The following is a 22,544-nucleotide window of genomic DNA, read 5'->3' as shown; positions in this document are numbered from 1 at the left end:
AGGAGTGTGGCCTGACCAACATTTGTCTAGTAACGCGTCGGCAACGCTCATCTTTTAACTCCTTGCTCCTTCATAGTTAAACAGCAAACGACCGCTTCTGTTCAGGTGGTTCAGTTTTAAGGTTTTTTAACAGCAGAAAAAGGTATTTTTGTCGCAACTATGGCAAAAAAAGTAAACCCAGAACGTTCTTTAAGCCTAGATAAGAATTGTGATTTACCAGCTGCTCTGCATAAAAACAGACCTATTTTTGCGCTAATTTTAAACTCCATGCCGTTTATAGAATTGGCCGTTGTGCCTAACTTCGACCACCTCCCGGCTGATAATAACCCATGAAAAAAATTCCTGTTCATATGGCTTTATGGCTGGCAATCGGCATGCTATCCTATCCTGCTGAAGCCTGGCCAGCTCCATCCACAACGGCAACGGTTGTCGACTCCATCGGCGTTGAAAAAAAAGATGGTAAACGCTATATTATTCACCGTGTCGATGAGGGCCAGACACTTTATGCCATTGCCCGCCGATATGGTCGATCAGTAGCTGAGATAAAAGCGGCTAACCCAACGCTGGCCAATGCCGTAAAATATGCCGAGCTAGTCAGGGTGCCTATTCCTGATGGCGCGCTAAGCCGGAAAGAGGAAAAGGTAATCGACAAAGCGATCAAGAAACAGGAAAAAACGGAGAAAAAAGAAGCCAAAGTCGTTGAGAAAACCAATCCGGTAGTCGAGCCGAAAGAAAAGCCTGCGCCCAGCGAAACGAAGACCGAAAAGCCGATCAACAAAAAGATAGCTGATAAACAGATTATTAGAGCTGACGATCCGGCAAAAGCGGGTATACATGTGGTAGAGCCCCGGCAAACGCTGTATAGCCTGGCCAGCCGATATGGTGTATCGCAGGCTGATCTGCGCAAATGGAACAACCTGCCCGGCAACAATGTACTGATCGGTCAGGCGCTGATTGTTTCAGAAAAAGCGTACGTGGATCGTATGCCCTCATCGCCAGCACCGACCACTCCAACTACGACAAGCAAACCAACCGAGACGCCCGCCAAACCCACCGAGTTGCCTACCCGGCGGACTGAGACCGAAGCAGCACCGCATGTAGCGACCCGACCGACGGAAACACATCCAACCGAACCAAAATCGACAACACCAGCCGAACCAAAAACCGAACGCCCAGCCTTACCCGCCCCGACCGCAACAAAACCAACGGAGCCCGAAACCCGCCCCACAACGAAACCCGTTGAGAAAACAGCTGACAAACCTTCTGATAAATCACTGGAAAAACCGGCCGAAGAGATTGAACCACCCCGCCCCGGAAACGATGCACCCATGCCAACACGCGGCCGTCGCATTTCCAGTAGTGGCGTGGCGGAGATGATCGAAGGGAACGACGGGTCAGGAAAATATCTGGCCTTGCATCGGACAGCTCCCATCGGTACGCTGGTACAGGTACGAAATGAATTCAACAACCAGAGTCTCTGGGTGAAAGTAATTGGCCGGTTGCCTAATACGGGCGTGAATGATAAGATTCTAATTAAATTATCGACGCAGGCTTTTGCGAAACTTTCGCCCCAGGATCGGCGTTTTCGGGCTGAGGTCAGTTACATTGTCCGATAACTCAAGTATGGAAACCAAAGAAGAACGCATTGCCCGACGTCACCGTGAACGCGACGAACAAATGAAAGCTTCGCCGGGCTATTTAACATTCAGCATTATGTTCACCCTGGCCTATCCGTTCATTGCGGTCTTCACTTTTGTCATGTCTGGCCTGCTGGCTATTTTTTCGGGCATTTCGAAAGCAGCCGCCTGGGTTGTCAGCGGAGGAAAAAGTAAATGATGGCGAATGAACTCCACTACAGTTCTTCTTTAAAAGACTTCTTAGATGCGAAGGCCGATCAATACAATCGGCCTTCCTTTATTGAGCGCGATCCCATAAGCATTCCCCATCGCTTCAGTCAAAAGCAGGACATTGAAATTATGGGTTTCTGGGCAGCCGTACTAGCCTGGGGCCAGCGCCCGGTTATTCTCAAAAAGACAACCGAATTAGTGGAGTCAATGGATGGGGCTCCCTACGATTTCATTCGTAACCACCAGGAAAGCGATCTAAAGCGTTTTTTGACGTTCAAACACCGTACGTTCAACGCAACCGATGCGCTGTATTTTCTTCATTTTTTCAGACAGTATTATCAGGAAAATGACTCGTTGGAAGATGCTTTCCTGCCTAATACGGCATGGAAATTATCGACAGAAACAACCCATTACCAGCCGGAGCCATGTACGGTCGAACGTTCCCTGATTGTCTTTCATGACCGGTTCTGTGGGCTCACCGATTTTTTCCCCGAACGTACACGCAAACACATTGCTACTCCAGCGCGGAATTCGGCCTGCAAGCGGCTCCTGATGTTTTTGCGCTGGATGGTGCGGCAGGATGATCGTGGGGTCGACTTCGGGATCTGGACACGCCTGCGCCCCGATCAGTTAGTCATACCAATTGATGTACACGTCAACCGGGTAGCTCGTCAGTTGACATTGCTTTCCCGTCCCCAAACCGATTGGAAGGCCGCTCTTGAGCTAACCGAAACTCTCCGCCAGTTCGATCCATCCGATCCCGTCCGATATGATTTTGCACTTTTTGGCTTGGGTGTGGAAGGCGAAATGTAGTTTTTTTGTGCTTTGGCTGCTTTTTTGAGACCAACATCAAACAATACACGGGCCGGAAGGATTACCAATTGACTGACCTGCATCTTTTATATTATGCCCTTTCAGATAACAACCCAGGCATTTGGCACGCTGCCCGACGGAACTGAGCCACTTACGGAGTACATACTCGAACATACAGAGACAGGCGAGTTCATTACCATTATTCCAGAGTATGGAGGTATTCTCCGCCGGTTGGTCTTACGAAAAGGACACGATCTATTTGCTCTGTTGTTGACGCCCGAGTCACCACAAGCACTTTTTAGTGATGAGGGCTACGCCGGTGCTTTGCTGTATCCATTCCCCAGCCGCATCCGGCATGGAATTTATCATTTTGAGGGATCAGATTACGCGTTGAAAATGAACGAGCAGAAACGCGATAACGCTATTCATGGGTTCGTTCATGGTCGACCGTTTTCGGTTGTTAGTCAGGAAACCACGTCTACGTACGCTCAATTGGTTGTTCGCTATACCTATGAGGGCGATACCATCGGCTACCCATTCCCGTTTGCGCTAACGGTTTCGTATAAACTCGTACAGGCAAATCAGCTGACTTACGGAGACCACGCAGACGATGACCGTATGTGTGCCCTGGAGATCAGTTATTCAGCCCTCAACACCGGCGCAACACGTTGCCCGGCGGCCTTTGGCTGGCATCCGTATTTTACCTTGTCAGAGGAGCCGGTCGATCAGATGAGCTTGTCGTTGCCGAACCGCGCCCCTATTGTTCTCAACGACAATATGATTCCGGAAGGCAGAAAAGGGCTTGAGTCAGGTGGCACGATAAAGCTAGACGGGCAGCAACTCGATACGGCGTTTGCCATTGAGCCAACAAGTAAGTCTGACGCTCCAAATCCGTTTGCCGAAACGATTCTGACTTCTCTCAAAACGGGACTCAAACTCACTATTGGTCAGCAAACCGGCCAGAACAAACTTAATTATCTCGTTTGCTATACACCACCCCGGCGGGATAGCATCGCCATCGAACCCCTTACGGCCAATGTCGATGCGTTCAACAACGGAGATGGTTTGACCATTCTGAATCCTGGCGAAACCCTTTCCGGTACGATGTGGGTGCGGCTGGAATAAGGTCTACAACGAATGCAGCTTAATATTTCGGAACCAGACGGTGCTTCCCCAGTCCTGCAGGCCGATTCGCCCGGTATATTTCCCTTTGCCAATGGGCGCGTCTTTCAGCTTGCTGGCGGCTATACGCTGCTTCCACTCGGGACTATTTAAATCCTGCTCCTGAATACTGTAGCCATTTAAGGACACGGTTAGCTTGTTCTTTTTCAGCGTAAACTGAACCTTGTTCCAGCTACCAACGGGCTGTAGTTCACGAACACGGGCGTTAGCCACGCTGAAGAAATCGCCGGCGCGGTGCTTGTTTTCGTTGGCTCCTTCATAGATGGCATCGTCCAGCACCTGGAGTTCCAGCCCAGTATCAAAAATATTTTTATACTGGGGTTCCTCCTGGACGAAGAAAAAGATACCACTGTTTGTAAACCGCTCTACTTTCCATTCGGCAACCAGTTCAAAATCACCGGAGATCGCTAGATCGGTTACCAGATCGCCCCCATCCGGTGCTTTGTTGCCAACCCGGTTGGGTACATTCAGTTTTAAGGCCCCTTGTTCAATTTGCCAGGAAGATCCTACGCCTTTCGCGCCGTATTTGTGCCAACCTGCGGTATTCTGACCATTAAACAACAGCTTCCAGCCTTCTTTCTTCTCCTGGGGCGATAACGTATTAAGTGGTTGAGCCTGTACGCCAACGAAACAAAAACAGAGCAACAAACCAATTGTAAACAGCCGAAGCGACATAACGATTATACTAAGTTGAATCTATCAAAGGCAAAGCTCACCCATAAACTCCTCATCAGGCAACCATAATTCACTACCTTATTCCAGCGCATCTGGGTCGCTTCCCTAATTTCTAACACAGTTCCGGTAGTTCGTTCCTGTTGATTGGCCGAGTGAATCGGCATAGATCAGACCCCTGCCGCTGATTGCCAGTTGACGCAAAACATCTTTATTGATCCCTTTCCAGATCGCGCAACTACCGCTGCCTATGTCAGCCTCAAGCTCTAGTTCCTGATCTGTTTTGCTGTACCACACAGCATGCCGTGAGTCGGTAACGGGAATTGACTGATCGAACGTGTAACTAATCTTCTCAAAATCAGTCGATGATAGCTTATCATAGCGACTTGCCAGATGAGCCAAAACTTTATTTTCGGCAATGATTCGGGTTTGAAACTTGCCCAGGTTATAGTAGGGTCCAATAGCATTGATATCACAACCAGACAGACTGAGCAGAAAAAAAACGATAGCTATGCTAAAAAGAGGCAAAAATGAAGTCGTTCTCATATATTTAAACTAGATGGTTTTGGCAAAATAGTGATCCAGGCAGTATATACTCGCCCGGGGAATGCCAGACTGCTCACTTCTGCCACGCGACCCCATATTTAATATTGATGTAAGCGGGGGTTGCCAGTGTTAACTCATATTTCGTGTAAACCAGTTGAGCAACAGGAACGACTACGTTAACATCCAGGTAAGTACTTTTTGGTAGCCGAAATTGCGAACCAACCTGAATATAAGCATGCTGCATCATGTTAAAGGCTTCATCATACTTGCCTACATTGGTGTCATAACTCAGCGAACGTCCCCGATAATATCGTTGCGCACCTGGATTCGGTGTATCGTAGAACAAACTTGAAAAGAGGGCATTGTGCGTTTGTAGGGCAATGTAATAGCTAAAAAAACTGTGCGGATCAGGTCGATTTCGCATTCGCTTACCGAGTGAGAAATAATAGCGTAAGCCAAGTGGTAACTCTATGGTGTATAACTGGGCGTACTGGCTAAAGCAATAATGAGTTTCCAGTCCACCAATCAGAGAAAGCCCATTTTTGATCTTATGCTCTACGGTAACATCAAGCGCTACAGTCTTGAAAGGGGGCGATACGGAGCTTTGGCGGAATAGCGGTAAGCCAACACCGGCCTTAATGAGTTGTTGGGCTTTGGCAATAGGATTATACGGATATTGAACTGAGTCAGATGGTGCGCTAACCGATTGATCCTGAGCATAACCAGCAAATGGTACAGACAGCATAACGATAGGGAGTAAAAACTTAATCATATCGTTCGTATTTATTGGCCTAATCGATAGGTGAGTCCTACCAGAACATGCTGGTTATAAATATCATTTGTAGCGGGGCTACCGGGTATACTGCCGATTTCGAACCGGTCTATTCTCGTAAATCCTCTGAAGTAGCCTAGCTCGGCCCCAAATCGACCAAAGTCGTACGTAAGTCGGGCAGTTACTCCCAGTTCGAGAGGATATCCCTTGCCCCACGACTTCCCTCTGGCTACCTGCAGGCTTCCCTCCAGACCCGTGTAGATCGTCAGCCTGTCCGTCAGGCGCAGGCCAATAAGTGGCGTTATTCCCAAATAGTAATAGGACGCATTAAATACTGTTTTACCGTTATAAGCCGCTCTGGCTGACTTCATCTGGATAGTGGCATCCAGTCGGAAGGTCAATCGATCAGGGGTTAAGTCTTTGTATAAGTAGCCTCCCAGGTAATAGCCAAATTGAGGCTCTACCCCACTCAGATATGACGTAATAAACGGGGGTCGTACAGGAGTTGCCGTAACGGATGGTGTAGAGTAATTCAAGCCTACTCTAAAACCAACTCCACTGCTGGGCCGGGTAGGTAAGCGATAAAAATCAGAAGCTTTCTGTGCGACAGAAGTTCCTGACATACCTGCAACCAGCAGGATCGCCCAAAGCGATTTGACCCTTGCCCTACTGCCGTTTTTCATACCATTGACGCATCACCGAACGATCGAGAAGTTACCGGAAGGCCTTAGGCATCCTGAACCATTTAAAGGCCATTTCCTATCAAAAGTAGACTAATCGTAGGCGAAGTGCCAACTTAAAAGAAGTTAATAGTTAACAAGTTACATTTATCGATAATTTGATATATACGTACAATCACTTATTCATAAAGCCCTTTAGCCGGGTTTATAGGCCTATTTGTAAAGCAAAATACCTATCGACTAAAACATATTTCTTCTACTAAAAACACAATAAATTTCCAACATTTCCGGGTTGGATAAGCTCTATAGACGCATTGTTAATCAATAGGGTGATTCATAAGAGGGCTCGATAGGTTACCGACTCGTGGACTATTCTTAAAGCGGGTATTAACCATAGACTCAATCTATACGCTACGCATTATATTATCCGTTCGCCAATCGCTTTGGCTACGGCTTCCGTGCCGCATTGAACATGGAGCTTATGGTATATATTCTTTAAATGCCTACGGACCGTTTCTACAGAAATTGTTCCATGAATAGCAATCATCCGATACGTGTAACCCTGGGCAAGCCACTTTAAAATCTGCCGTTCACGCTCGGTAATAGCATAGGTTGGCCGATTGGGCTGGGGTGCCTGCTGGAAGGTTTTCAGCACGCGCCGGGCGATACCTGGCGACATGGGCCCTCCCCCATCAATTACCTCATGAAGTGCATTCAGGAGTTGAGTCGACGAGTCTTTTTTAAGCAGATAGCCATCGGCTCCGTTGCTCAGGCAGGCAAATAGCCGATCGTCATCCTCAAAAACGGTGTGCATCAATACGGCGATGTCGACATTAACTTCCTTGATTAATCGGACGCAATCAATTCCACTACGACCCGGCATATCAATATCCATCAGTACCACATTCGGCTTATCCTGGCGCACCTGCTCCATAACCCGTTGCCCATTGCTGTAGGCGCCAACGACCGAAAAATCCGGAACACTCTCAATCAGTAACTTGAGCAACGCCCGCAAGTCGTCGTTATCTTCATAGATAGAAATAGTCGTCATAATTAACGGGCGAGAAGGTTGGACCTGAACGGTATGTAGTAACAAAGGACACACATTGAACGTAGTTTGTCAATAACCCTTTCGGGTCAGCCTGAAATGGTTTATCCAGCGGAAAAATTGACCGGCAAAACATAAACGATGGGGCAGCGATCTGTACGTCAATTCACTGACGTACAGGCCTGTTCATGAGCGTATTCATGAATCGACAAGGTCATTGAACCGGTTACTCAATGGGTGAAAAGGGTTATGGACAGGGGCATAGCGATTGGTGACATTTGGCCAACCAAATTTAGCCTCCCTAATGCGATGAAAAGCTTCATTAGTAGTGCCTTATCCTTCATGCTGGCCTTCAGTTTCCCAATGCATGCTGTTAGTCCGCCAGATGTCGCCGGCTCGTGGCGCATGATTGCTCATCGGGTAGACCCCGCCCAAAATGGTGTCACAGACATTTACAGCCATTTCAAAGAGCTCTATGGCGGCTGCCAAGAAGATATGGGCTTGGTGCTCAATGCCGATGGCACATTGAAAATGACTCCCGTAAAGGGATGTCAGAATCCGCTGGGTAATCTGATTATGAAAGCGGCTACGAAGTTTATGCCCTCTGGTAAAGCCTCCTGGGAAGCCACCGGTAACAAACTCGCCTTGCAGGATGGGAAGGGACACCGTACGGAATATGATCTACAGCTAAGCGGCACGACCATGACCTGGGTATTCGATGAAGCACAGAAAGAGGGGTCCGTACGGCATACCATCGAATTCCAGCGCAATTAAATCAACTCTAAATCAAGCGATTATGAAGAATCCTTTTTTCGTTTACTTTGTCATTGGGCTGATCCTATTAGCCGGCTGTAGCCAGAAAAACGATAATCCGCAAAGCAGTGGCAGCCCAGGTTCGGGAACGATCAAAGTAAGCCAAAACGGGCAGGTCGTTACCCAGTTCGAAACAACCAACGCAGTTGGCACGGGTGGGACTGGTTATGAGGTAGTCATCACGAGTCCGGACAACAAACACTCCCTTGTTCTGAGTTTGCAGGGAAATACGGCAGGCACCTATCCATTCATCAGCGGAAGCCAGCTGTTGACAACTGGAAAAGCCAACTTTATGTACCAGAGCAATGCCTTACCATCCGTTTATGCGGGAACAGATGGTTTATTAATTCCCAGCACAGGTGAAGCTGTTGTCAAGACGATCACGCAAACCCGGTGTAGTGGCACCTTCTCGGCAACGAGTAAAAATGAACAGGATGGAAAAATATACACCCTTGAGGGCACTTTTGACGCAGCTATTTTTTAACAACAACTCTTCACTGCCCATCCTTTGCTTTTAACTGAAACATCAGAAGCACTTGTTGCACTATACCAATAATGGAAGGCCATTTCGCCTGAACCCATAGTTACCTTGTCGCTAAACAGGAGTCTGAATAGTGTTAAGGGTCGAATAAAATCAATTAGCCGCTCATTAGAATGCTAGTGAGCGGCTAATTGATTACTTGACGATAACCAGAAAACTACCTGTTTGCTCCTCACTAACGCAGGCCGTTAGACTAAACGAGTGTCCTCTTTGACTTCATCTTACTTTTCTAACAGCATGAATCGTTTTTCCGTTATTTACCTCTTCAAGAAGCAGTTCTACCATACATATACGACTACACAGGCAGAAGCAGAGACAGTTTTACAGCATTTACTCACCCAGGAAAATTATGAGCCTATCGGCATCTACGATGCCAAAACAGAGCTTTTCTATTGGGAGCCAAAAAGGCAGATCATGTACGACCAGGCCCCCATTGAAGAACAGGGCCCATTAGGCGATCAGATTACAGAAATAGCCAAAAACCTCCGCCAGCAGAACGACGCCCAACAGCCAGCCGAAACCAGGATCACGGAGGTTGTCGATGCGGCCCGATAGCGGCTATCAGCCCATACAACCCAACAATTACTCAACAGGCAGGAATTAAAGGCCCGCCTGCCTGGCGGCAGTCAGCTTCGTGTAGGTCAACGTACTAACGGTAATACCGGCAGCCGATCTGACAATTAACTTTGTCATCGTCTTTTCGGGAAAGAAAATGTCGGTCATTACAGTGAGCCCGTTATCGGCAAATAACTCGACAGACGCCACATCGATCAGAAGGGTAAGCGACACGTTGGCGTCTACCGACAAACGCGGGGCCGTATGACGCTTACCAAATCCTTTCTCAAAATCTGTTTTACCCGACTTACTACGGTCGATGTAGTAGCTATTCGCTGCTTTATCATAGCCAATTACGACTTCATTGCCCAGGTCATTGGCCAATACAATGGAAAAATCAGTGGTATTTTGGGTGGTCAGATCCAGTTTGGCTATGCCCGAATCATTTTTCGTTTTAGCGGTCAAGTCAACCTGCCCTTTCACGGGTACATTCTTCATTGAAACCGCCGGGCCATTAAGCGCGTCCAGCTCTTTAACGGGCGTAGACGTAAGGTATAGTTCCTTGCTGACGTCGATCAAACCGAGCGTTCGGGGCACGGTCATGGCACTACGCCAAGGCGAGGTAGGAACAACACCAGCATACTGCCAGTTGCTCATCCATCCCATCAAAATAGTCCGTTCACCCGTGTTGGCGAATGTCACACCCGCATAATTGTCTGTACCATAATCCATCCATTTGGTTTTGGTGGAATATGGTTTAAAGTCCTTGCCATCAAAATCGCCCACAAAATACTGCGTCGCCGAACCGCCATTGGGCCCGCCGGGGTTGACACTCACCAGCAACACCCAGGCCTTCTTGCCATTGTGCTCCAATGGGAACAAATCTGGACACTCCCATACACCCCCGTGCGCACCCAGATCATGGCCAAAATCACTTTCCCTGGTCCAGCGTTTAAGGTCTGGCGACGAATAAAAGGTAACACGATCTTTGGTAGCCAGCGTCATAATCCACTTCTTCTGCGGCTCGAACCACCGCACTTTAGGATCACGAAAATCTGTTATGCCAGGATTGGGTAATACGGGATTACCAGCGTATTTGGTCCACGTTTTCCCTTCGTCAAGGCTATAGGCCAGACTTTGATATTGAAACTTATCCGATTTTTCTTTCTCCAGCTTGGCGTTATGATGCGTAAAAATGGCGACCAGGGGCGTCTGCCCATTTTTGCCAAAGCCACTGGTATTGGCAACGTCCACGACCGCGCTACCCGAAAAAATCAACCCTAAACTGTCGGGATATAAGGCAATGGGTTGTTCCTGCCAGCGAACCATATCTTTACTGGTGGCATGTCCCCAGTGCATAGGTCCCCAGGTTGTACCATCCGGGTAGTATTGAAAAAACAGGTGATACGTTCCGTTCAAATAGACCATCCCGTTTGGGTCATTCATCCAGTGTGCTTTGGGCGAAAAATGGTATTGGGGCCGGTATACTTCAGGCTTCTGGACCGTCTGGTTCGCCTGGCCATAGGAAATATGACTTAGTAAAGCCAGCAGGAAAGAGTATAGGAGCAGCTTTCGCATGATAAAGACGTGAGTTAGTTTAGAAAACAATGTAGAGAATTATATCGGCAACACCGGGTTGACCCCGATGGGTTGCGCCGGTCGGTCGGCCATTGCCGTTCCAACCCGGTGTTACCGGCCATAAAGTACCGAATTACTTTCCTTAATGGATTGATCAGAAGCCGGGATTTTGTTTGTAAAGGCCTTTTGTAAAGTTGATTTCCCGTTGTGGAATCGGCAAATACTCATCACGGCCTGCGGTAAATTTACCACCGCTCAGAAAAGACCGTCGGGGTATTTCTTTAGCCAGGTAAGCGTTCAGCGTTGGCTCGGCAATACCCCATCGTACCAGATCGAAGAAGCGGGGACTTTCCAGCGCAAACTCAAGCCGGCGTTCCCACTGGAGCGCTCTACGGGCATAGGCCTGGGTCCAGTTTGCCGCATCATAGGGCTTAATGAGGTAATTGGAGGGGTTAGTACCATCGGCTTTTTTTAAACGCCCGGTACTGGCCGCTGCTCTGGCTCGAATCTTATTGATCAGTGGCAATGCCTGAGCATGTTGCCCCAGTTCGATATATGCTTCTGCCTGCCAGAGTAACACATCGGCATACCGGATAATATCGATATTTTTCGAGCTACCAATAAAGGGTCCACTTTTCTTGTAGGATGAACTGGTGGCCAGCTGCTGCTCTTTCATACTCTGAAAAAAACCATATGTACCTGCATCACGTATCCAACTGTTACTGAAAGGCAATGCTGCATTGTACTTGTAAGGATGTCCATCGATACCAATACTGTGATCAACGCGGGGATCGACGGTAGCCGTTTTGAAATCGATAATACCGTCATTAAACGTATCAAATTTGGGAAGGCCATTGGCATCCGTACCAAATGCATTGGCCAAGTTCTGACTCGGCTGATGGAAGCCGCAGCAACCGTACTGCGACGCCCCGTGAGGATAGTTCAGGCCAGTTTCAAAATTGAGTCGACCCACCGTTGTTCCGTCATTGATCGAATATTGAACCGCGAAGATAGATTCGACGCCATTATCGAATTCGGGCAGGAAATTTTCAGCAAAATCAGGCTGTAAACTGTATTTACCCGAACTGATGACCATATCGGTCAAGGTAACCACCTGCTGTAATTTATCTTTATTTATAGCGGTAACCTTGTTGTTGTCATCCTGTTCATAGGCCTGATACAGCCGAAGTTTGGCTAAATACGCGGCCGCTGATAGTTTATTGGCCCGGCCTACCTGGGTCTGCGTCAGAGGTAAGTTATCCATGGCAAACTGGAAATCTGTCGCAATCTTATCCCAAAGCTGGTCATTCGTCAGAGCCCGGTTAGATGTGGCCAGAATCTGGTCGTTCGACAGCGTTTCGTCAACGTAGGGAATGTACTTGAACAGCATTTTCAGCATGAAATGAGCATGACCACGCAGGAAACGTAATTCGGCGGTACGCGTCTTCTTCAAAGGGAACTGGGCGTCCGTCAGGTTATCAATTGACCGAAGTGCGACGTTGGCGCGGGAAATAACCCGGTAATACTCTTCCCAGGTGTACGGGTGCATCCACCCATCGCCCTGCTGGGGCTGCGTCAGATTATAATGCTCGTACAGATTAAGATCCTGCACGTCGCCCACGCCACCACCGCCTTTGTAGGCGTCGTCGGAGCGGACACTGCCATACACCCACATGCTGGCGATAGGGCCAATCATTTCGCCGTTACCAATGGCCGCATAAGCCGCCGTTACAAGCGCATCGGCATTGTCAGCGCTTTTGATGTTGTCGGACGACAGGGTTCCCTGTGGCTGATAGGTCAGAAAGTCCTTACAGGAAGTAAACAGGCTTCCACCCGCCATAAGGAGGAACGAAAGGAGAATTTTATTTTTCATCATCTTCGTGGATTCTGTTTTTTTAGAAAGAAACATTTAAGCCGAACGTAAATGTGCGGGGTACGGGAATCGAGTTAACATCTGTCCGTTCGGGATCTGGCCCCAGGAAGGTTTTGCTTTTCAGCCAGAAAACGTTCTCTACCATACCATACATCCGAAGGCCGGATAGCCCAAGTTTGCCGATCCCCTCTTTAGGGAACGTATACCCCAACTGAACATTCCGGATTTTGAAGTACGAGGTGTTGACGTTAAAATAATCCGAGGTGCGGGTTTCATTATTGGCATCGGCCAGCGTCAGCGCCGGAATGCTTGAAGATGTATTTTGGGGCGTCCAGGCATTGAATACGCCCGGCCCTATGTTATCACGACCCCGGATGAAGTTGTTGTAATACGTATACGTATCGAAACCTGTCCGACCCGTAATGCCCGAGCCAAATATGGAGAAATCAAAATTCTTGTAGCCAAGATTGATTCGTAGGCCATATTCGAGGCCAGGCAACGTAGTGCCAAAAAACTCCTGATCGAGCGCATCAATTTTACCATCACCGTTGAGGTCACGGTACCGAATTCGGCCCGGAGCCGCGCCGGGTTGAGTGGCCGCCTTATTTACCTCTTCCTGGCTCTGAAAAAGGCCGTCTGTTCGGTAACCGAACAAATCCAGTTGCGAGTGGCCGATGATCGTTGTAACGGCGTTACCAGCATAAGCTGAGCGAACCTCTTCGGGCAGCACGGTTATTTTATCGCGGAATCGGGCAAAATTCGTTGAGACGCTGTATGTAAAGTCGCCAATTGGTTTGCCGGTATAAGCCAGCGAAAGCTCGAAACCTTTGTTAGTCTTGGTGGCGCCGTTCACATATCGTAACTGGCCTTCACCTACCGCCGATGCAACGGGCGGTTTAATCAGAATATCGCTGGTCCGACGGGTGAAGTAGTCAAATGAACCAGCCAGGCTGCCGTTCAGAAAGGCAAAATCCAGTCCAACGTTTAGCTCGTCGGTTGTTTCCCATTTGAGGGCCGTATTTTCACCCTGCGTTTGCACAAATCCGGATGGCAATGTACCCGAGTTCGCCCCATTAAGGTCGTAGGCTGTACCTACGTTTGCAAACTGATCAAAGAAACTCTGGTGGCCGTTGGGTACCTGTGATGCCAGCAATCCGTAGCGCGGTTCAAATAAGCCAAAGCGGGCCAGATCACCAATATCCTGATTACCAATCCGTCCGACACCCGCCCGCAGTTTGAGGTTGCTAATGGCTTTTACCCCCTGCATAAAGTTTTCTTTGTCAATACGCCAGCCAACCGACGCAGCGGGGAAGAAACCATACCGATTGTTCTCCCCGAAGCGCGAGGAACCATCCCGGCGCAAGGTCAGTGCCGCTAGATAACGATCACCAAACCCGTAGTCGATCCGGGCAAATTGCGATAACAGCCGGCTCCCGGTCGAACTGCCGTTGCTGCTGGCATTCCCCGAAGCGGCACTTAACACAAAGAAATCCTCGGTTTGCACGGCAAAGTTTTCCCGATACGAGATCACATCGTTCTGGTTGTCTTTAATCGCTTCGACACCGGCCAGTACATTGAATCGATGGGCCCCCAGGTCAAAATTATAGCGCAGCGTATTGGTCCAGGTGAGGCTCATAAACTGGCTTGTATTGAGCGTCAGACTGTTTAATGACCGGGCAATAAATCCGTTCTGGAACGACTGTTCGATATTCTTGTTGCCATAATTTGTGCTGTTCATGCCCAGAGATGACCGAAATACCAGACCTCTAATTGGTTCGATCTCCGTGAAGACGTTACCAAAAACAATCGTCCGGTTAATTTTATCCCAGCGGTTGATATACTGCATGTACAGTGGATTGTTGCGATCCGAATAGCCCGCGCCAATTGGCCCGGCATAGTCACCTGTTTTGGTGTAAACAGGAATGGTTGGAGCGAGGGTAACGGCCAGGCCGGGTGTCGGTGCACCGCCAAGATCAGTAGCAACGGGGGTTTCCCTCGACGATGACAGTTGCAGATTCACACCAATTTTGAACCGGCCGTCGAATTTGCTGGTCAGGCCATTGATGCGGCCCGTAACCCGGTTGTAACCCGTGTAACGCAGCATACCCGTATTGTTCAGGTAGCCCATGTTAACCAGTAGCGAAGATGATTTTGTTCCTCCCGAAATGGTCAGGTCGTTATTGGTAACGATACCCGTTTTGTACATAACGCTCTGCCAGTCAGTATCGCCGGACGGAACATTTGGATCACCCCCGACAAAGGGTTGGACTGTAACGCTCGTGAGCTTCGGGTTTTTATAATCCTTGTTCCAGTCAAAATTATAAATCTGGCCAAAGCCATCCGTTGGATCAACGCCATCATTGACCGATGCCTGCCATAAGGCCCGCCCCCGATCAACGGAATTTAACATTTTGAACCGCTGGGATTTTTCAGACTGTGCCGAAATGCTGGTATTGAACTGAACATTCAGCTTCCCGTCCGTATTATATCCGTTCTTGGTAGTCACAATAATGACCCCATTGGATGCACGAGACCCGTAAATAGAGGCCGAAGAAGCATCTTTCAGTACCTGAATCGACTGAATAGCGGATGGATTCAGGCTTTGGAATACCTGAGAAACCTTCGTTGGAACACCGTCAATTATATAAAGTGGATCGGTATTGCCAAGCGTGTTAGCTCCGCGAATCAAAATACGGCTGGCTTCGCCCGATGGTGTTCCCGACTTCTCGATGTACAGGCCCGGCACCCGCCCCTGCAAGGCTTGCATGGGATTTCCCGAACTGGTATTTTTAGTCGCAGCGACATCAACGATGGCCACCGCTCCCGTTAAATCCTGTTTTCGGGATGTCGTATAACCCAACACGACTACTTCGGCAAGTTGCCCCCCCTCGGCCAGTAATACGGTGACATTGTTCGTGTTGACAATGGACACTTGCTGCGCGGCATACCCAATAAATGATACCGTTATACTGGTAGCATTTTGCGGCACTGACAGGCTGAACTTTCCAGTAGCATCGGATACCGTACCCGTTGTCGTTCCCGGAATCACAATACTGGCTCCCGGAAGCTCTCCCTTGTTTTTGGCATCCAGAACGCTTCCTGTAAGGGTGCGTTGGGCCAGCGCCAGCTGCAGGGTAAGTAACAGCATAGCGAAAGTAAACAGGTAATTTTTCTGGTTCATAAGTAAATTGATTTAGGTGGAATAACTTGAAATGAAAAAGATTAGGCACAAGGCTAGCCTTCCGCTAAGAACCGCACTCCGATTCGTTGGCGTATAAATGAAAACCGTGGTACGGCTTTACACAAAAGGCATCAATAAATTAAATCATGGAAGTAGACAGTATATTGTTCACAATTGTCTCCTCCGAGAAGGCCGGTGTCGCGCCATGTTGCGTAGCTACGTAAGACCCTGTAGCACAGGCAAACTCCAGTGTTTTCTGAGCAGACGCTCCCTGGATGGTCTGGTAGAGAAAAGCGGCCAGAAAGGCGTCGCCACTGCCAATAGTATCGGCCACCTCGACAGGAAAACCAACCTGGCTATGCAGGCCTGCCTGATCCAAGAGCACAGCTCCGTGCTCCCCCAGCGTTACGATGAGTTTATCGAGCTTGAAGTGACTGTGCAACTGATGCATGGCCCGATGCAGATCGTTTTCGTCGCCGTACCAGCTCGCAAGCTCGACCAGCTCGTGTTCATTCAGTTTGACAATGGTGGCCTGACGGAGCAATTCCTCCACCGTAGCCCGGCTATAATGGGGGGCCCGCAGGTTTACGTCGAATACTTTCCGGGGAGCAACGGCCAACAAGGCCATCAATGTTTCATGCGTTTGCGGACTACGGGCAGCTAAACTACCATATACGAAGAAATCGCTGTTCCGAACGACATCGAGAAGCTCCGGTTCAAGCTGAATATAATCCCAGGCTACGGGCTGGACAATTTTATAGGTCACCTCGTTCGAATCCGATATATTGGCTTTAGCCACGCCCGTAAGGTGCGTCTGGCCTACCTGAACCAGCTTGAGCGGCAATCCTTTCTGGTCAAGAAATTCGAGAAGCTCACGGCCCAGATCGTCATTACCGACCCGACTGATGATTTGAGCGTTAAGACCAAAGTTGCGCAGATCGGCGGCTACATTCATGGGTGCCCCACCGGGCTGTTTGCTAGTTGGCAGAACGTCCCATAAAATTTCGCCGAAACAGGTTATTGTAGATTTCATAAGCGAGAGAAGTGAGTGTTAAAAACTAATGAACCACGAATGTTTTTTCAATCTGCTCCAGACTGGTGCCTTTCGTTTCGGGCATGAGCCGGACAACAAACAGGAGTTGGAGAACCATCATTATCGTGAAGAAGAGAAACGTATTTCCTCCCCCAAAGTGCTCAGACAGATACGGAAACGTGAAGGTGATGATGGCCGCCATCAACCAGTGTGTGAAACTCCCCAGCGCCTGCCCGCTGGAGCGTACTTCATTCGGAAATATTTCGGAGATGAATACCCAAATCACCGCCCCCTGAGAAAAGCCGAAGAAGGCAATGTAGCCAAACAGCAACAGAGGCACAGTCATACCGCTGAAGTCTTCTACATAGAAAGCCCTAGCCACCAACCCCAGCGTCACAATTAAGCCTACAGAGCCAATTTTCATCAGAGTCCGCCGACCATACCGATCAATCAGGTTCATCGAAATCATGGTAAAAATAAGGTTGATAACCCCAATACCGGTGGATGATAGAAGCGCCGAACTTTTACCCAATCCCGTCATTTCAAAAATTCGTGGGGCATAATAAATAATGGCATTGATACCCGATACCTGATTGAAAACGGCGAACAGCACAGCCAGCATCACCGGTGTTTTGTAATTACCCGAAAACAAGCCATTCGACGCCTTCGTGGACTGATGGCTAGCCTGAATATCAGCCAGCGTTTGCTCGGCGGTGGCGGGGTCGATCATGTTCAATACGGCGCGGGCCTCGGCCACCGAATCGCCGGACCGGTTCCCTTTTTCGAGCAGCAACCAGCGCGGGCTCTCGGGAATGTTCAACACAGCAATCAGGAAGATCAGCGAGGGCAACGCCTGCACGCCCAGCATCCAGCGCCACGACTCCTCGCCAATACCCTGCAACAGGTAGTTCGACAGGTAAGCAATCAGAATACCGAGTACGACATTAAACTGAAAAAGGCCAACCAATTTGCCCCGAGACTTCGCGGGTGAAATTTCCGTTATGTACATAGGCGCGGCTACCGACGAAGCGCCAACGCCCAGTCCACCCAGAAAACGAAAAACAAGAAAGACGCTCCATTCAGTCGATAGTGCCGTTCCGATAGAGGCTAATAAGTATAAAATTGCAATCCAGAACAGCGTTTTTTTGCGTCCTAACTTCTGGGTTGGTATGCCACCCAGCATGGAGCCTAGTACGGTACCGATGAGGGCAATGGAAACAGTGAGTCCATGCTCCCACACGTTGAGCTGCCACAACGATTGCAGCGACTGTTCGACTCCAGAAATAACGGCCGTGTCGAAGCCAAAGAGAAAACCGCCCAGGGCAGCGGTAATTGACCAAAAAAAGATTCGTTGTTTCTGACTCATGACTAACGTAAAGCGGACGATTTTGCGAGTAACTTCGACGCAAAACTAACGGATCGTTAAAAGGCAGGGTTTCGGGAATCGTTCAAATACTTTCAATATAAATCCAAGCAAATAATACATTGATTTACAATAACTTATCTTAACTATAGCAAGATCACTTCTAGTTTTGATACACGATATTTCGATTTTGTTTCAGGAAATTTTCAGCGAGAAAACCAACCTTGTCTAATCACTCGAACAACTCATTTAAAAATTAAAACCTATTTCATATCACGCTCGTTTTATCTGCAATGATGCCGCCAGAAATGATATATGATGCAGATGTACTAATTATTGGTGGGGGCCTGGCAGGCTTAACGGCAGCTATTCATTTAGCCAAATCTGACTTGCGCGTCATAGTGCTGGAAAAACACGCTTATCCTCAACACAAGGTGTGCGGAGAATATGTCTCCAATGAAGTACTCCCCTACCTGCAACACCTTGGCATTGAGATTGGCGAATTATCACCAGCCCGCATTAACCGTTTTTTGTTAAGTACCGTTAATGGGAAAACGATTGAGAGCAGGTTGCCCTTAGGCGGATTTGGGATTAGTCGATACGCGCTCGACCACTTTTTAGCCACTATTGCCCGCCGGGCAGGCGTTGTTATTGAACAGCGGGCGGATGTAACAGATGTAGTCTTTGCGAAAGAAGTATTTACCGCCACGACATCAGCAAAAAAGACCTACACAGCTCCAATCGTTATTGGTGCTTATGGAAAGCGCTCCCAGTTAGACAAGCAACTGCAACGAGCGTTTTTCCAACAGGAATCGCCCTGGCTAGGTGTAAAAGCGCACTACCGCGCCAGCCTTCCGAATGATCAGGTGGCTCTGCATAATTTTAACGGTGGCTATTGTGGGCTGTCTCAGGTTGAAAATGGGGTCGTTAATGCCTGTTACCTGACGAATTACCAAAGCTTCAAATCATTCAGGAACATCGACGCTTTTCAGAAAGAGGTGCTGGCTAAAAATCCGCGTCTTCGTGAGTTTTTTGCTGAAGCCACCCCTTTATTCGATAAGCCGCTAACCATCAGCCAGATTTCGTTTTCCAGAAAAGAGCCCGTCGAAAACCACATGCTCATGTGTGGTGATACGGCCGGATTGATCCATCCGCTTTGTGGCAACGGTATGGCGATGGCTATTCATAGCGCCAAGCTGGCTTCTGAACTGCTTATTAAATTCTTCAACGGACAGATAACCAGTCGATTATCACTGGAGAAGCAGTATGCCGCAGCCTGGTCGGCGGAATTCAAAGGGCGTCTCCTGACTGGGCGCATTGTGCAGTCGATTCTGACTTCAGCAGGAATCACGTCTGCTCTGCTAAAAGGCCTGCACCTGGCCCCTGGCCTGTTACCCCTTATTATTAAACAAACGCACGGTCAGCCTTTGTTGATTGATCAACAACCGGTTTCGGCAACTAGCTTACTTAATCTTCACTAAACCTAATCTGATGTTTTTAAGTACCGCACAGCGCACATCCAAAGAGGAAATTATGGATGACTTTTCGTTAGAAGGCGATGTGTTGCGCGACGCGTTGGATAAAATTGCGGTCATTAACCAATGGCTGGGCGGCAATAGCATTACGCTGAACGGAATAAAAGAACTGATCAATCACTGGCCCAAAGAGAACGTTCTCTCGGTAGTCGATGTGGGCTGCGGCAACGGGGACATGTGTCGGGCGGTGGCCGATTTTGCCAGGCAGGAAGGAATCACGGTTCAAATCCTGGGGATCGATGCCAATGCGTACACCATTAATCACGCACGCGCTTGTTCGACGGGTTACCCAGCCATATCGTATGCCGTGCAGAACATATTTGACGCTGCTTTTGCGACGGTCGATTACGATATCGCCTTGTGCACCCTGACCCTGCACCATTTTAGTGACAAAGAAATTCTGTACTTGATGGGTCTGTTCACAAAAAAAGCTAAACTTGGTGTCGTCGTCAACGATTTGCAGCGTTCGGCATTAGCTTACCGATTATTCCAACTCATTTGCTTCGTTTTTCGGCTCAATGACATGTCCCGGGAAGATGGCTTGACGTCCATTTTGCGCGGGTTCAAAAAGCCGGAGTTAGTATCTTTTTCGAAACAATTACGGTTAAAAACCTATCGGGTTACCTGGCGATGGGCTTTCCGCTATCAATGGATTATCAAAAACATATGAGTGTACGAATAGCGGCCGTTGCGAAATCATTGCCCCAACACTGGCGGGATACGAGTGATATTTTACCATTTCTGGATACCTGGCTGAACGGGCAAGAGAGCCGGTTTCAACGGAAAGTAAAGAAGATCTTCGAAAACGCGGCTGTCGATCGGCGGTACTCCATTATGAGTCCAACGGAAGTGTTTGCAGAAACGTCTTTCGAAGAAAAAAATGCTATTTATAGCCGCGAGTGCATCAAATTGGGGGAAGATGCCCTAACCAAAGCCCTGGCTAAAGTAAACTGGAAAACGACCGATATCGACTACCTCATCACGGTAAGCTGCACCGGCATCATGATTCCGTCGCTGGATGCGTATCTGATCAATAGCCTCCAGATGAAACAGGACATCGTTCGATTGCCGGTTACGGAAATGGGCTGTGTGGCAGGCGTTTCGGGTATTATTTACGCGAAGAACTTTTTGAAGGCGAATCCGGGAAAACGGGCAGCTCTGCTTGCGGTCGAGTCGCCCACGGCTACGTTTCAACTGGATGATTTCTCGATGGCCAACATCGTCAGTGCGGCTATCTTTGGCGATGGCGCGGCCTGCGTACTTCTCTCATCGCACGATGATGACAGCGGACCGGAAGTCGTTTCGGAAGAAATGTACCACTTCTACGACGCCACGCATATGATGGGCTTCAACCTGACAAACAGTGGGTTGCAAATGGTGCTTGATAAAACCGTTACGGATAATATTGCCGCCCATTTTCCGGCGATTGTCCACCCCTTCCTGGCGAAAAATGGACTGGTCATCAGTGACATTGCCCACCTTATTTTTCACCCTGGCGGACGAAAAATCGTCGACGTCATTCAGGAATTATTCGGTAAACTGGGTAAGAACATCGATGATACGAAAGAGGTGTTGAGGCTTTATGGAAATATGTCGAGCGCTACCGTGCTTTATGTGCTGGAGCGCTTTATGGAGAAGCCCCTCGCCGTAGGCGATTATGGGCTTATGCTAAGTTTTGGTCCCGGATTTACAGCGCAGCGCGTTTTGTTACAGTGGTAAACGAATTTACAGACAGACACTATTGGGCGATTATTCTGGGCGGTAGTACGGGGTTAGGACTGGCGACAGCCAGAAAACTGGCCAGACAAGGCATGAACCTTTGCCTCGTGCACCGAACCCGGAAAACTGATTTACCCGATGTTGAGCATGCCTTTTCGGACCTGGAAGCCGAGGGAATTTTGCTGAGACAATACAACCTTGACGCGACCAATCCCGAAAAGCGAACGAGCGTTATCGACGCCATGACTGACGCTTTGGGCAAAGATGGGAAAGTCAGAGCGCTGGTGCATAGCCTTGCCAAAGGAAATTTAAAACCCATGGTATCACCCGATCAGCGGCAGCTTCAGCATGATGACTTTCAATTGACGATCGACGCCATGGCGATCAGCTTGTACGACTGGACGAAGGCCCTTTTCTCGGCAAATTTATTTGCCGCCGACGCGCGCGTCATTAGTTTCACCAGCGAGGGCAGCCAGAAAGCCTGGGCTAATTACGCAGCCGTTTCGGCGGCCAAAGCGGCCCTGGAAGCCATATCCAGAAGTATTGCTCTGGAAATGGCTCCGTTTGGCATTCGGGCCAACTGCCTCATGGCGGGCGTTACCGATACAGCGTCTTTACGACTTATCCCAGGTGCCGATGCTCTGAAAAGCCATAGTCTGCAACGAAATCCTTTTTCACGATTAACTACTCCCGACGATGTGGCTAACGTGGTTTATCTGTTGTGTAAAGATGAGGCTGCCTGGATCAACGGTGCCGTCATTCCGGTAAACGGCGGAGAACACCTTCAATAAAC

General features: G+C 48.8%; 22 protein-coding genes. 11 read left to right on the top strand and 11 right to left on the bottom strand.

Annotated features, from left to right (window positions below; all coding sequences use genetic code 11):
* Positions 1-116 precede the first annotated feature (116 nt).
* Positions 117-269, bottom strand: coding sequence for a hypothetical protein (locus ACYVAM_RS24500; protein ID WP_461071996.1), 153 nt, complete (start codon positions 267-269; stop codon positions 117-119).
* 60 nt (positions 270-329) lie between these two features.
* Between ACYVAM_RS24500 and ACYVAM_RS24495 the strand changes: the two genes are divergently transcribed.
* The 4 genes from ACYVAM_RS24495 to ACYVAM_RS24480 all read left to right on the top strand — a co-directional run bounded on the left by ACYVAM_RS24495 (position 330) and on the right by ACYVAM_RS24480 (position 3,785).
* A complete protein-coding gene (locus tag ACYVAM_RS24495) occupies positions 330-1,616 on the top strand; it encodes a LysM peptidoglycan-binding domain-containing protein (RefSeq protein WP_461071994.1) in 1,287 nt (428 codons plus the stop codon).
* A gap of 7 nt (positions 1,617-1,623) precedes the next feature.
* Positions 1,624-1,836, top strand: a complete 213-nt coding sequence (locus tag ACYVAM_RS24490; RefSeq protein WP_461071992.1) for a hypothetical protein — start codon at positions 1,624-1,626, stop codon at positions 1,834-1,836.
* Positions 1,833-2,660 carry a TIGR02757 family protein gene (locus ACYVAM_RS24485; RefSeq protein WP_461071990.1) on the top strand — a complete coding sequence of 276 codons (828 nt, stop codon included), beginning with the start codon at positions 1,833-1,835 and terminating at the stop codon, positions 2,658-2,660. Before ACYVAM_RS24490 ends, ACYVAM_RS24485 begins: the two co-directional genes overlap by 4 nt.
* Positions 2,661-2,753: 93 nt before the next feature.
* Positions 2,754-3,785 (top strand): aldose epimerase family protein, encoded by a 1,032-nt coding sequence (locus ACYVAM_RS24480; protein ID WP_461071988.1) that lies wholly within the window; start codon positions 2,754-2,756, stop codon positions 3,783-3,785.
* A gap of 3 nt (positions 3,786-3,788) precedes the next feature.
* Here ACYVAM_RS24480 and ACYVAM_RS24475 read toward each other — a convergent pair whose 3' ends face one another.
* From ACYVAM_RS24475 to ACYVAM_RS24455, 5 genes are all read right to left on the bottom strand, one after another.
* On the bottom strand, positions 3,789-4,517 hold the full coding sequence (locus ACYVAM_RS24475; RefSeq protein WP_461071986.1) for a 3-keto-disaccharide hydrolase: 729 nt from the start codon (positions 4,515-4,517) through the stop codon (positions 3,789-3,791).
* 105 nt (positions 4,518-4,622) lie between these two features.
* Positions 4,623-5,060 (bottom strand): hypothetical protein, encoded by a 438-nt coding sequence (locus ACYVAM_RS24470; protein ID WP_461071984.1) that lies wholly within the window; start codon positions 5,058-5,060, stop codon positions 4,623-4,625.
* 73 nt (positions 5,061-5,133) lie between these two features.
* Positions 5,134-5,832, bottom strand: coding sequence for a hypothetical protein (locus ACYVAM_RS24465; RefSeq protein ID WP_461071982.1), 699 nt, complete (start codon positions 5,830-5,832; stop codon positions 5,134-5,136).
* An 11-nt stretch (positions 5,833-5,843) separates the two neighbouring features.
* Positions 5,844-6,455, bottom strand: a complete 612-nt coding sequence (locus tag ACYVAM_RS24460) for a hypothetical protein (RefSeq protein ID WP_461071980.1) — start codon at positions 6,453-6,455, stop codon at positions 5,844-5,846.
* A gap of 475 nt (positions 6,456-6,930) precedes the next feature.
* Positions 6,931-7,563 (bottom strand): response regulator, encoded by a 633-nt coding sequence (locus tag ACYVAM_RS24455; RefSeq protein WP_461071978.1) that lies wholly within the window; start codon positions 7,561-7,563, stop codon positions 6,931-6,933.
* Positions 7,564-7,869: 306 nt separating this feature from the next.
* Between ACYVAM_RS24455 and ACYVAM_RS24450 the strand changes: the two genes are divergently transcribed.
* From ACYVAM_RS24450 to ACYVAM_RS24440, 3 genes are all read left to right on the top strand, one after another.
* Positions 7,870-8,334: a hypothetical protein gene (locus ACYVAM_RS24450; protein WP_461071976.1), complete on the top strand. Its 465-nt coding sequence runs from the start codon at positions 7,870-7,872 to the stop codon at positions 8,332-8,334.
* A 22-nt stretch (positions 8,335-8,356) separates the two neighbouring features.
* On the top strand, positions 8,357-8,857 hold the full coding sequence (locus tag ACYVAM_RS24445; protein WP_461071974.1) for a DUF6252 domain-containing protein: 501 nt from the start codon (positions 8,357-8,359) through the stop codon (positions 8,855-8,857).
* 294 nt (positions 8,858-9,151) lie between these two features.
* Positions 9,152-9,469: a hypothetical protein gene (locus ACYVAM_RS24440; RefSeq protein ID WP_461071972.1), complete on the top strand. Its 318-nt coding sequence runs from the start codon at positions 9,152-9,154 to the stop codon at positions 9,467-9,469.
* A 45-nt stretch (positions 9,470-9,514) separates the two neighbouring features.
* Here ACYVAM_RS24440 and ACYVAM_RS24435 read toward each other — a convergent pair whose 3' ends face one another.
* The 5 genes from ACYVAM_RS24435 to ACYVAM_RS24415 all read right to left on the bottom strand — a co-directional run bounded on the left by ACYVAM_RS24435 (position 9,515) and on the right by ACYVAM_RS24415 (position 18,500).
* Entirely contained in the window at positions 9,515-11,047 is a 1,533-nt protein-coding gene (locus ACYVAM_RS24435; RefSeq protein ID WP_461071970.1) for a glycoside hydrolase family 32 protein, read from the bottom strand.
* 154 nt (positions 11,048-11,201) lie between these two features.
* Positions 11,202-12,920 (bottom strand): RagB/SusD family nutrient uptake outer membrane protein, encoded by a 1,719-nt coding sequence (locus ACYVAM_RS24430; RefSeq protein ID WP_461072377.1) that lies wholly within the window; start codon positions 12,918-12,920, stop codon positions 11,202-11,204.
* A gap of 22 nt (positions 12,921-12,942) precedes the next feature.
* Positions 12,943-16,101 carry a SusC/RagA family TonB-linked outer membrane protein gene (locus ACYVAM_RS24425; RefSeq protein WP_461071968.1) on the bottom strand — a complete coding sequence of 1,053 codons (3,159 nt, stop codon included), beginning with the start codon at positions 16,099-16,101 and terminating at the stop codon, positions 12,943-12,945.
* A gap of 139 nt (positions 16,102-16,240) precedes the next feature.
* Positions 16,241-17,134, bottom strand: a complete 894-nt coding sequence (locus tag ACYVAM_RS24420) for a carbohydrate kinase family protein (RefSeq protein ID WP_461071966.1) — start codon at positions 17,132-17,134, stop codon at positions 16,241-16,243.
* Between the two features lie 25 nt (positions 17,135-17,159).
* A complete protein-coding gene (locus ACYVAM_RS24415) occupies positions 17,160-18,500 on the bottom strand; it encodes a sugar porter family MFS transporter (protein WP_461071964.1) in 1,341 nt (446 codons plus the stop codon).
* A gap of 290 nt (positions 18,501-18,790) precedes the next feature.
* Between ACYVAM_RS24415 and ACYVAM_RS24410 the strand changes: the two genes are divergently transcribed.
* Genes ACYVAM_RS24410 through ACYVAM_RS24395 form a run of 4 tightly spaced genes read left to right on the top strand, consistent with a single transcriptional unit; the run spans position 18,791 to position 22,542 of the window.
* Entirely contained in the window at positions 18,791-19,978 is a 1,188-nt protein-coding gene (locus tag ACYVAM_RS24410) for an NAD(P)/FAD-dependent oxidoreductase (RefSeq protein ID WP_461071962.1), read from the top strand.
* Between the two features lie 10 nt (positions 19,979-19,988).
* Positions 19,989-20,702, top strand: coding sequence for a methyltransferase domain-containing protein (locus tag ACYVAM_RS24405; RefSeq protein ID WP_461071960.1), 714 nt, complete (start codon positions 19,989-19,991; stop codon positions 20,700-20,702).
* Positions 20,699-21,751, top strand: a complete 1,053-nt coding sequence (locus ACYVAM_RS24400; RefSeq protein WP_461071958.1) for a type III polyketide synthase — start codon at positions 20,699-20,701, stop codon at positions 21,749-21,751. The genes ACYVAM_RS24405 and ACYVAM_RS24400 overlap by 4 nt, the downstream gene beginning before the upstream one ends.
* Positions 21,745-22,542 (top strand): SDR family oxidoreductase, encoded by a 798-nt coding sequence (locus tag ACYVAM_RS24395; protein ID WP_461071956.1) that lies wholly within the window; start codon positions 21,745-21,747, stop codon positions 22,540-22,542. Before ACYVAM_RS24400 ends, ACYVAM_RS24395 begins: the two co-directional genes overlap by 7 nt.
* Positions 22,543-22,544: the final 2 nt, after the last annotated feature.

The sequence above is a fragment of the Spirosoma horti genome (assembly GCF_054776595.1).
This window is presented reverse-complemented; position numbering and strand designations above follow the sequence as displayed.

Coding starts and splice junctions, on each gene's coding strand:
- ACYVAM_RS24475 (WP_461071986.1), bottom strand. CDS start 4,517: ATGTCGCTTCGGCTGTTTACAATTGGTTTGTTGCTCTGTTTTTGTTTC.
- ACYVAM_RS24410 (WP_461071962.1), top strand. CDS start 18,791: ATGATGCCGCCAGAAATGATATATGATGCAGATGTACTAATTATTGGT.
- ACYVAM_RS24430 (WP_461072377.1), bottom strand. CDS start 12,920: ATGAAAAATAAAATTCTCCTTTCGTTCCTCCTTATGGCGGGTGGAAGC.
- ACYVAM_RS24455 (WP_461071978.1), bottom strand. CDS start 7,563: ATGACGACTATTTCTATCTATGAAGATAACGACGACTTGCGGGCGTTG.
- ACYVAM_RS24415 (WP_461071964.1), bottom strand. CDS start 18,500: ATGAGTCAGAAACAACGAATCTTTTTTTGGTCAATTACCGCTGCCCTG.
- ACYVAM_RS24490 (WP_461071992.1), top strand. CDS start 1,624: ATGGAAACCAAAGAAGAACGCATTGCCCGACGTCACCGTGAACGCGAC.
- ACYVAM_RS24460 (WP_461071980.1), bottom strand. CDS start 6,455: ATGTCAGGAACTTCTGTCGCACAGAAAGCTTCTGATTTTTATCGCTTA.
- ACYVAM_RS24485 (WP_461071990.1), top strand. CDS start 1,833: ATGATGGCGAATGAACTCCACTACAGTTCTTCTTTAAAAGACTTCTTA.
- ACYVAM_RS24405 (WP_461071960.1), top strand. CDS start 19,989: ATGTTTTTAAGTACCGCACAGCGCACATCCAAAGAGGAAATTATGGAT.
- ACYVAM_RS24440 (WP_461071972.1), top strand. CDS start 9,152: ATGAATCGTTTTTCCGTTATTTACCTCTTCAAGAAGCAGTTCTACCAT.
- ACYVAM_RS24420 (WP_461071966.1), bottom strand. CDS start 17,134: ATGAAATCTACAATAACCTGTTTCGGCGAAATTTTATGGGACGTTCTG.
- ACYVAM_RS24470 (WP_461071984.1), bottom strand. CDS start 5,060: ATGAGAACGACTTCATTTTTGCCTCTTTTTAGCATAGCTATCGTTTTT.
- ACYVAM_RS24445 (WP_461071974.1), top strand. CDS start 8,357: ATGAAGAATCCTTTTTTCGTTTACTTTGTCATTGGGCTGATCCTATTA.
- ACYVAM_RS24465 (WP_461071982.1), bottom strand. CDS start 5,832: ATGATTAAGTTTTTACTCCCTATCGTTATGCTGTCTGTACCATTTGCT.
- ACYVAM_RS24450 (WP_461071976.1), top strand. CDS start 7,870: ATGAAAAGCTTCATTAGTAGTGCCTTATCCTTCATGCTGGCCTTCAGT.
- ACYVAM_RS24495 (WP_461071994.1), top strand. CDS start 330: ATGAAAAAAATTCCTGTTCATATGGCTTTATGGCTGGCAATCGGCATG.
- ACYVAM_RS24400 (WP_461071958.1), top strand. CDS start 20,699: ATGAGTGTACGAATAGCGGCCGTTGCGAAATCATTGCCCCAACACTGG.
- ACYVAM_RS24500 (WP_461071996.1), bottom strand. CDS start 269: ATGGAGTTTAAAATTAGCGCAAAAATAGGTCTGTTTTTATGCAGAGCA.
- ACYVAM_RS24435 (WP_461071970.1), bottom strand. CDS start 11,047: ATGCGAAAGCTGCTCCTATACTCTTTCCTGCTGGCTTTACTAAGTCAT.
- ACYVAM_RS24480 (WP_461071988.1), top strand. CDS start 2,754: ATGCCCTTTCAGATAACAACCCAGGCATTTGGCACGCTGCCCGACGGA.
- ACYVAM_RS24425 (WP_461071968.1), bottom strand. CDS start 16,101: ATGAACCAGAAAAATTACCTGTTTACTTTCGCTATGCTGTTACTTACC.